The organism is Aminobacter aganoensis, assembly GCF_014206975.1.
GTDB lineage: Bacteria > Pseudomonadota > Alphaproteobacteria > Rhizobiales > Rhizobiaceae > Aminobacter > Aminobacter aganoensis.
Genome location: NZ_JACHOU010000045.1, coordinates 1 through 2789, shown reverse-complemented (window position 1 = coordinate 2789; position 2789 = coordinate 1). Strand labels below are relative to the sequence as shown.

At 60.4% G+C, this 2789-nt stretch carries 4 protein-coding genes; 1 reads left to right on the top strand and 3 read right to left on the bottom strand.

Going from position 1 to position 2789, the window contains the following annotated elements:
- Positions 1–78: 78 nt before the first annotated feature.
- From GGR00_RS28140 to parS, 3 genes are read right to left on the bottom strand one after another with little or no spacing between them, the layout of a single operon-like run.
- Entirely contained in the window at positions 79–1248 is a 1170-nt protein-coding gene (locus tag GGR00_RS28140) for a hypothetical protein (RefSeq protein WP_184702865.1), read from the bottom strand.
- A gap of 10 nt (positions 1249–1258) precedes the next feature.
- Positions 1259–1720: an RES family NAD+ phosphorylase gene (locus GGR00_RS28135; protein WP_184702863.1), complete on the bottom strand. Its 462-nt coding sequence runs from the start codon at positions 1718–1720 to the stop codon at positions 1259–1261.
- On the bottom strand, positions 1720–2157 hold the full coding sequence (gene parS, locus GGR00_RS28130) for a type II RES/Xre toxin-antitoxin system antitoxin (protein WP_184702861.1): 438 nt from the start codon (positions 2155–2157) through the stop codon (positions 1720–1722). The genes GGR00_RS28135 and parS overlap by 1 nt, the downstream gene beginning before the upstream one ends.
- A 107-nt stretch (positions 2158–2264) precedes the next feature.
- Between parS and GGR00_RS28125 the strand changes: the two genes are divergently transcribed.
- Positions 2265–2474 (top strand): hypothetical protein, encoded by a 210-nt coding sequence (locus GGR00_RS28125; protein ID WP_184702859.1) that lies wholly within the window; start codon positions 2265–2267, stop codon positions 2472–2474.
- Positions 2475–2789 lie beyond the last annotated feature (315 nt).

Below are 2789 nucleotides of genomic sequence, written 5' to 3'. Positions count from 1 at the left end.
CAGTTAATTTGAGAATCCTGCAGTCCAGATTCTCATGAATAAATGACCAATTCGAGCCAAACCGGTGCATTCTTGCGGTTAACTGCTAAGCGACACCGACACTTTCATACGCTCACCGATGAGCCGCGCGCTCGCTGCCGACGTCCGAAGAGGTTCGTCGAAAGAGGCCCTCGCGGCCAGATCGTCGAGAACCTCTTCCCGCACACCGTAGCGAACATGGACGGCGCGAATCTGCTGCGAGCCGACGTCGAGGACAACCGGCAGGTCGAAAGTTACCTCTCTCCCCCGAAATTGATCGCTGCCTACAGCGAACGGCAAGCGACGGCTTCGATCGGCGAGTTCCTGACTGGCGCGTGCTGTCTTCTCCCGCACGATGGCTTGCCGCACTTGTTCTGCGCGGCCTCTCGTCGGGCGATCCTGAGGGCGCTGGCCCCAGGGGGTAGACACGATCGATGCCGATGCACCAAAGCCGGCCAGTCTGAGCGAGCGGGCAAGGGCGGCGCGCTCGATTGCATCGTCGGCGAGGTCGAGCTGATTTTGCTCGATAACAAACTTCTCGTCGCCCGGCGGGTCAATGATCCTGAGGCTGCTGGCCTGCGTGCTGCCTGCCACGCCGATCACCAGCCCGCTGGCGAGACGTTGTCCGGTATGCCCGGCCGGAAAGGAGATTGTCCGCTTCTGGGCGACCGCTCCAGTTTGTGGCGGGCCGATATCGCCGAGTTGCTTTTTCCGGGTCGTGCTGTTGCCCTGGGTGCCCTTGCATTCGAGAACATGCCAGACGCCATGAATGTCGCGCGCCACGAAGTCGGGCGATTTCCCTGGGCCTCGCTTTGCGGGCTTGGCCGCCGTTGCACCAATCGACGCAGCAACACGATCGATGAAGTACCGACCATCGACGATCGCGGCGATCTGCAGGCGATCGAGCAGCCAGAAAACCGGCGCTCCCATACCAAAATCGTCGCTGAGGATCGTCTTCTGGTGCGCATCGAGGTCGGCGAAGGCCGGCGTCAATCTCAGATCCGGGTCGGCCGCAATCGCATGGAGGTAGCGGACCCATGCCCAGAACTCACTGAGAGAGACGCCGGAGGCGTGCGAGGGCGTGGTCAGATAGCCGATCGTCAGGAGGAAGCCTGGGATATTAAGGGTGAAAGGCGCCGATCCGGCTGCAAACGTCGCGGGAAAGGCCGGGAGATCGGGAGGCGTTGGCCAGGTCGATTGGTCGACGTGAACTTGAAGCATCCTGTCCATCCGGTCGGCCTCAGAGCAATCGCGGATCGAGAGAAAAGGACTCCTCGGCGACGATGCTGACATCGGCAGCAGCCGGATGGTTGTGGTTGATCAGCACGTTCAGATCGGGCGAGCCCTCGATTGGCACGATCGCCGAGGGCACGCGCAACAAGAGCGTCGCGCGCGCCTCATGCCACGTATCACCCCTCTCTTGGCTCCAGGCCTCGTGTCGACGCCAATCGGCCGGGACGTCTCTCAGCTGGACATCCTCCATCTCCATGGAGTCGGGGATTTCGTAGGTGACCATGACGAGCTCGGGCAGGAGTGCCGGATCCTCGACATGGACGAGCTTTTCGAGGACGCAAAGCGCTGGAGAGGTCGCGCAATAGGTGACAGCATGGCCCACGGTATTCCAGCGGCCGTCAAAATGCAGGCCGTAGCCGCCGTCCAGCGCCTTTGCATGTTGTTTGCCCGACAGGCGCCAAAGCAGCATCAGGCGGCGGCGCCCCAGGCGATCTTACCGAGGATGGTCTCGATCACCCGTGCGCCGGCCTCGGTCTGCGCGACGACGAGCGGCTGCTCGCCGCCTAGTTCGGTGAGCGGGCGGCGAAGCCAGCGGCTGGTCTTGTCCTGATCGCCGAAGGTCTGCTCGGCCAGGGACTGGACGCGTAAAAGGCGCACGGCCCGATCCGATTCATCAACCGTCAGCGGCTGCTGCTTGTCGGCGCGATGACGGCGGGTGCGCTGTGGGATCACGAACCTCTCGATCTCCTGATCGCTCATTCCAGCCTGGCTCAATCCACGTAGCGCAGACAGGGGAAGCCTGTTGCGGACGGCGAGGGCTAGATCGGCCTGAGAGCGCACGACCGTGCCGAGCACGCTTTGGCCTCCGAGCTTGCGGGCGACTTCCTCGACAATGGTGATCGACATGATGACCTCCTTGCGGTCGATGGCAACTTGCCGTAGATATAGACGGCATATTGCCGGATCGCAAGGGCAACCTTTCGTAGCAGGATTGCTAGAAGGATATAAGGAGCATGGGCGGAGCGGTCGGAATACTGGCATACGGTTCGTTGATCGGCGATCCGGGTGCCGAAATCGAGCCGGCGATCACCTCGCGCATTGCCTGCCTGACGCCATTCCCGGTCGAGTTCGCGCGGCAGAGTCGAACAAGAAAGGGTGCGCCGACGCTGGTTCCGAGCGAGCGTGGCGCTTCCATCAGGGCTCAGATGTCGCTTTCCATTTAATTGCAACAAACTAACGAAGAAAGTATGCTAGATGGGCCTGCTCTCAAGCGCTAGAGGAGCGGCGTTTTCTGTTGGACCATGAGCCAAGGAACGTGCACCGTCACTACGGCAGCTCTCGTCCGCAACATCGCTGTGACTTTCCATTAAACCGCAAGAATCGGAACATAATGATATCAAAGCGGTGCGAGGGCATTTAATTTGATAATTAGCAGTTAATTGTGATAATCGTCACTTGATTTTGGCACTTGATGCGAGAATGTTCGACCGCATGTTTTTGCGTTCGGGAACAACGATGTCTGATCCCCTGGTCGATGA

What these genes read in the sequence shown, in the direction of transcription:
- GGR00_RS28140 (WP_184702865.1), bottom strand. Translation starts at nt 1,248, where the DNA reads ATGGACAGGATGCTTCAAGTTCACGTCGACCAATCGACCTGGCCAACG.
- GGR00_RS28135 (WP_184702863.1), bottom strand. Translation starts at nt 1,720, where the DNA reads ATGCTGCTTTGGCGCCTGTCGGGCAAACAACATGCAAAGGCGCTGGAC.
- parS (WP_184702861.1), bottom strand. Translation starts at nt 2,157, where the DNA reads ATGTCGATCACCATTGTCGAGGAAGTCGCCCGCAAGCTCGGAGGCCAA.
- GGR00_RS28125 (WP_184702859.1), top strand. Translation starts at nt 2,265, where the DNA reads ATGGGCGGAGCGGTCGGAATACTGGCATACGGTTCGTTGATCGGCGAT.